This is a genomic window from Fodinibius sp. (assembly GCF_041642155.1).
Taxonomy (GTDB): Bacteria; Bacteroidota; Rhodothermia; order Balneolales; family Balneolaceae; genus Fodinibius.
Window position 1 is genome coordinate 1 of the sequence record NZ_JBEPWZ010000192.1, and the last position, 5681, is coordinate 5681.

The 5681-nt window shown below is 49.0% G+C and carries 4 protein-coding genes and 1 pseudogene; all 5 read right to left on the reverse strand.

Going from position 1 to position 5681, the window contains the following annotated elements; all coding sequences use genetic code 11:
• Positions 1-926: pseudogene (locus ACESLU_RS10700) on the reverse strand (polyribonucleotide nucleotidyltransferase); the annotation flags it as partial.
• A gap of 173 nt (positions 927-1099) precedes the next feature.
• Entirely contained in the window at positions 1100-1369 is a 270-nt protein-coding gene (rpsO, locus tag ACESLU_RS10705) for a 30S ribosomal protein S15 (protein ID WP_372638643.1), read from the reverse strand.
• A 97-nt stretch (positions 1370-1466) separates the two neighbouring features.
• Positions 1467-2402 (reverse strand): bifunctional riboflavin kinase/FAD synthetase, encoded by a 936-nt coding sequence (locus ACESLU_RS10710; RefSeq protein WP_372638644.1) that lies wholly within the window; start codon positions 2400-2402, stop codon positions 1467-1469.
• A gap of 126 nt (positions 2403-2528) precedes the next feature.
• A complete protein-coding gene (rbfA, locus tag ACESLU_RS10715) occupies positions 2529-2903 on the reverse strand; it encodes a 30S ribosome-binding factor RbfA (RefSeq protein WP_372638645.1) in 375 nt (124 codons plus the stop codon).
• A gap of 266 nt (positions 2904-3169) precedes the next feature.
• On the reverse strand, positions 3170-5681 hold a 2512-nt coding region (infB, locus tag ACESLU_RS10720; RefSeq protein WP_372638646.1), incomplete at its 5' end, for a translation initiation factor IF-2.

Genomic DNA, 5681 nt, shown 5'->3' on the forward strand with positions numbered 1-5681 from the left:
AATGCCCGGAGTTCATGCTTCTCTATTTTACTCAGGATTTCCTTGATCGTGCCTTTTTCATCAGCATATTCTTCCGTATCCGTCAGCTCTTCGACAACATCATTTTTAACCTCGTCCAGTTTTTCGCCGTATGATTCTTTACCGAGTCCGGTACTTACCACTTCACGGATTCTCTGCTCAGCGAGCTCATGAACTTTTGCTTTGAGATTTTCATCGACGGGCTCGGGCTCAAATTCCCGCTTGGGCTTTCCAAACTCCTCGCGCAGTTCCTCCTGGAAAGCGCATAACTTCTTAATCGACCTGTGGGCCTCTTTAATAGCATCAAGCATCTCTTTTTCTGAGATTTCCTCCATCTCGCCTTCCATCATAATGACGCTTTCCGCCGTACCGCCAATAATCATATCGATATCGCTGGCTTCCATCTCGCTGAGCGTCGGATTGACGATAAATTCCCCATCCACACGGCCAATTCTCACTTCAGCGATGGGACCCGCAAACGGCACATCCGAAATATGGAGAGCGGCTGACGCACCTACCCCGCCCAGGACATCGCCATCGTGCTCGCCGTCGGACGACACCACCGAACAGATGATTTGCGTATCAAAGCGATAACCGTCCGGGAAAAGGGGACGCAAACTTCGGTCGATCAACCGGCTGGAAAGGACTTCTTTGTCATTCGGGCGGCCTTCCCGCTTAATAAATCCACCCGGGAACTTGCCGCCTGCGGAAAAACTCTCGCGCAAATCCACGGTCATCGGAAAAAAGGGTTTATCCGTGGGCTCTTTCGAACTGACTGCAGTACAAAGGACCATGGTGTCACCCATGCGGACGACCACTGCACCGTCTGCTTGCTTGGCTATACGCCCGGTTTCGATAGATAGCGATTTTCCGGGTGCAAATTCGACACTTCTAAAATCTTCTTTCATTATAATCTTGATTCAATTTAAATTTTCATGAATGCTGTCATTCTTTTCCTGTATGAGACTTGCTGTATCTATATAAAGGGATGGGTTCTATTACTGCCACAAGAAATGCAAAACGAATTAACTATAGATATAATAAAAAGGCACGTCTTGTAACCAAACGTGCCTTCTCCAGCTTACTTGCGAATTCCTAACTCACCAATAAGCTCACGATATCTTTCAATATCTTTTTTCTTAAGATAGTTTAGCAATTTTCTTCGCTTTCCTACCAGCTTCAACAACCCCCGTCTGGAAGCGTGATCCTGCTTATTATCTTTAAGATGCTCCGTCAAGTCGTTAATTCGCTCGGTAAAAATAGCTATCTGAGCTTCCGAAGATCCCGTATTCTCACCGGATCCGCCAAATTTTTCGATAATTTCTTCTTTGCGTTCTTTAGTTATCGCCATGTGATAATTATGTTCTGTTTTGCTTTACTTCAATCTGCATTTTTTTATAAACTTAATAGCGGTCAAAGATAAGTTATTCAGTAATCCTATGCAATAATTAATGCTCCGAGAGTAGTTCCCTGGCCCTTTTTTCATCTTTCCGAAGCTGTTGGATAAGCTCATTAATACCTTCGAATGTAACTTCATCCCGAATGCGGTTTAAAAAACGCACCTGTACCTCAATTCCATAGATATCCTCATCAAAGTCGAAGAGATTCACCTCGAGAGTCCGTTTCTGATCATGAAAGGTAGGCCGGGTTCCGATATTCATCATTCCCTTGAACCAGTGCTCCATAACCCGGAGGCGGACCGCATATACGCCGTCCCGGGGTATGACCTTCTGCGGATGCTCCGGTTTGATGTTAGCGGTCGGATATCCGATTTCCTTGCCACGTTTTTCACCGTGGACAACCGTACCATTCAACCGGTACGGGCGCTGCAAAAAACGGGCGGCCTTTTCTACGTCGCCTTCCTCGCTTATCGCTTTACGGATGGCGGTACTGCTTACCGTCTGCTCTCCGATTTCACGTCGTGAAACAACATACGCCTCGAATCCCAGCTCTTTACCCAGTCGCTCAATCGTTTCAATGGTCCCTTCCCGGTTACGCCCGAACTGATGATCGTAGCCGATCACAAACCGACTGACGCCAATCTTTTCATGGATAATGTCCCGCACAAACTCTTCAGAGCTCAAAAGCGAAAAATCCCGGTCAAAGGGGATAACCACCATCTCGTCGATGCCCAGCTCATTTAAAATTTCCGAGCGTTCCTGGATCGTTGTCAGCAGTTTGATTCCGCCCTCTCCCGGGTTGATAATATTCCGGGGATGGGGGTCGAATGTTACCAGTGCGCTGCGCGCCGATCGCTCCCGGGCTTCCTCAACAACCGTGTCCAGGATGGCGCGGTGTCCGGCATGCACCCCATCGAATGTACCTACAGTCAACACCGTCTGGGGATCGCGTTCCACCTCTTCCAATAAAATAAGCTCAGCCATTGCAGTACTACGTCTTTAGCTATTTTCAGAACCTGACATCAAAATGAGGAAACTATACAAAACTTAAAACGGATCAAAAAAACAATTGATCATCTTATGACCTGCTGGCCTTAACCCACGTGGGATCTATTCTTCGGCGTCCCCGTGTCGCTCTTCCCGTTCCCTGCGAATTTTCTGAAAGAGACCTTCCATTTTTTCCACATATTCGGCGGTCTGATCATTGATGAAGTGCAATTCCGGGATCCGGCGTACCTGGTGACGAATCTTTTCGGCCAGCGTTTTGCGGATAGTTACTTTTTGCTCCTGCAGATGTTCAAAAATGGCATCTTCATCCTTCCCCGGTGCATAGACGCTGAGATGCACTTTTGCAATCAGGAGATCGGGCGTTACTTCCACTTTGGTAACGGTAATAAACGATCCGCTGGCCTGATAGCTCTTCTGAATGATCTTGCCGAGATCCCGCTGGATAACGGCACCCAATCGCTCGGTCCGAATGCTCATAACATCAAATATGCTTAACGGTTTAACCGGTTTTCTCACCAAGAAATTTTTTCGTCAGCAAGGCGAAGATACAATGATCGCGGAAATGTACCTGGGTACATTGAGCACACCATTTTATCTTTAACGCAGCTGACGGATAAATTTCGCAGGAAAAACACCTTGTTATTTTTTAAAAAGATTAAATATTGATGCAACTTATTGCTTTGCAAAAGGCTGTAATGTATACAGTAATATGCGTGTGAGAAATCCGGTTTTAGAAGGAATGATTAACTATTATCCTGTACATCCTCAAGACTACGACGCTCTTCGACAATTTCGTAGTTCTCAATGACATCACCGACTTTTATATCGTTATAATTGACAATGCTTATACCGCATTCATAGCCAGTCTGTACCTCCTTGACGTCATCCTTGAAACGTTTGAGGGCGTCTATTTCACCATCATATATCACCACGCCTTCACGCACTACACGCACCGGATTATTACGGTTTATTTTGCCGTCGGTTACATAACAACCGGCGATGGTTCCCACATTAGAGACCTTGAAGATCTCGCGCACTTCAGCATTTCCATACAGTTTTTCACTTATTTCGGGAGAGAGCATGCCCTCCATGGCATCCTTGACCTCGTCCACGGCATCGTAAATCACACTAAAGAGCCGTATATCAATCTCTTCCTCTTCTGCCACCGCCCGTGCATTGGCGGTCGGACGCACCTGGAATCCAATAATAATGGCATCGGAGGCGGAAGCCAACAGTACGTCAGATTCGGTAATGGCTCCGGCGGCCGTGTGGATAATATTTACAGAAACCTCCTCATTGCTCAGCTTCTGCAATGATCCCGATAACGCTTCAATGGACCCGTCCACATCGGCCTTGATGATAATATTGAGATCCGATACTTCTCCGAGAGCGAGTCGCCGTGAAAGATCATCAAGCGTCAAGTGCTTGGATTTACGTAACTCCTGCTCTCGGCGAATCTGCTGCCGCTGATTGGCAATATCCTTGGCCTTCTTCTCATCTTCCAGCACCACAAGTTTGTCCCCCGCCTGCGGAATGTCATCAAAGCCGGTCAGCTGAACCGGTACCGAAGGGCCGGCCGATTCCACGCGATTACCGTGCTCATTCTCCATCGCCCGTACACGCCCAAAGCAGGGTCCCGCTACAAACGCATCACCGACTTCGAGGGTACCATTTTGTACCAGTATATTCGCCACGATGCCTTTTCCTTTATCCACCCGGGCCTCCAGAACAACGCCATCCGCGGTACGATCGGGATTCGCTTTGAGTTCCATCAGTTCGGCCTCGATCAGCACCTTGTCTAACAGTTCGGGAATACCTTCACCCGTCATGGCCGAAACTTCAGCGGCCTGGTTGGTACCGCCGTACTCCTCAACAATAACATCGTACTCGGCCAGCTGTTGTTTAATTTTATCGGGATCGGCGCCCGGTTTATCCATCTTGTTGATCGCCACAATTATCGGGACCCCGCCTGCCTTGGCGTGATTTATAGCCTCAATAGTCTGGGGCATCACGGCATCATCCGCTGCCACGACCAAAATAACTATGTCCGTGGCCTTGGCCCCGCGCGAACGCATGGCCGTAAAAGCTTCGTGTCCGGGGGTATCCAGGAAAGTAATAGGCCGGTCTTCGTCTGTTTGAACCTCGTAGGCCCCCACGTGCTGGGTAATTCCACCGGCCTCGCCTTCCGCTACGTGCGACTTCCGTATATAATCGAGCAGAGACGTTTTACCGTGATCAACGTGTCCCATTACAGTAATAATAGGGGCCCGCGGCTCCAGATCTTCCGGGTCGTCTTCTTCCAGCTGAATCTCTTCAATCGCCTCCTCGGCATCCACAAATTCCACTTCATAACCGAACTCTTCCGCCACCAGTTCGATCGTACTGGCGTCCAGGCGCTGGTTGATAGAGACCATCATGCCCAGATTCATACAGGTTGTAATCACCTCGTTGGCCTTCACGCCCATCAAATCGGCCAAATCACTGACCGTGATAAATTCGGTTACCTCAAGTATCTGCTCTTCCAGCTCTTCTAATTCGGCCTGCAGCAGCTCCTCTTCTTCTCGTTCCTCCTTGCGCTGGCGGCGTCGTTTCTGGCGCCGGCTTCCCACCGTTTCGGACGACTGCATCTTGCGCAGCGTCTCTTTCATTTTTTGCTCGACGTCCTCCTCATCTACGCGTTTGCCCCGGCGGCGGGATTTTTTCTTTTTCTTCTTCTTATCCTGCTTTTTAGATTTTTTCTTGGTAGAGCTGGAATCGTCATCATCACGGCGATCTTTTTTCCGCTTCCGCTTTTTACGCCGTTTGGGCTTGCTTTCGTCTATTTTGACTTTCCCTACAACCTTCGTGCCCTTCAGCCGGCCGGCACGGCCACGGATGACTCCTTCTTCTTTTGACTCCTCTTCCTCTTCATCATACTCGTCCTCTACCTCTTCCTCATCGTCTTCCGCAGTTGCCGCTGCTTCTTCGGATGCGTCCTCAACTTCATCATACGTTTCGTCCTCTTCTTCTTCGTCTTCCGTATCTTCCTGGGCTTCAACAGGTTCGGGCTCTTCGCTTTCCTCTTCGGCCGGAGGGGCCTCTTCTTCGGTTTCTGCCTCGACGGGAACTTCTTCTACCGCTTCCTCATCGCCTTCCGCAGTTGCCGCTGCTTCTTCCGGGGCGTCCTCAACTTCATCATACGTTTCGTCCTCTTCTTCTTCGTCTTCCGTATCTTCCTGGGCTTCAACAGGTTCGGGCTCTTCGCTTTCCTCTTCG

Excerpts from the sequence above, each read along its gene's own strand:
- rpsO (WP_372638643.1), bottom strand. The coding sequence starts at position 1,369 with ATGGCGATAACTAAAGAACGCAAAGAAGAAATTATCGAAAAATTTGGC.
- ACESLU_RS10710 (WP_372638644.1), bottom strand. The coding sequence starts at position 2,402 with ATGGCTGAGCTTATTTTATTGGAAGAGGTGGAACGCGATCCCCAGACG.
- rbfA (WP_372638645.1), bottom strand. The coding sequence starts at position 2,903 with ATGAGCATTCGGACCGAGCGATTGGGTGCCGTTATCCAGCGGGATCTC.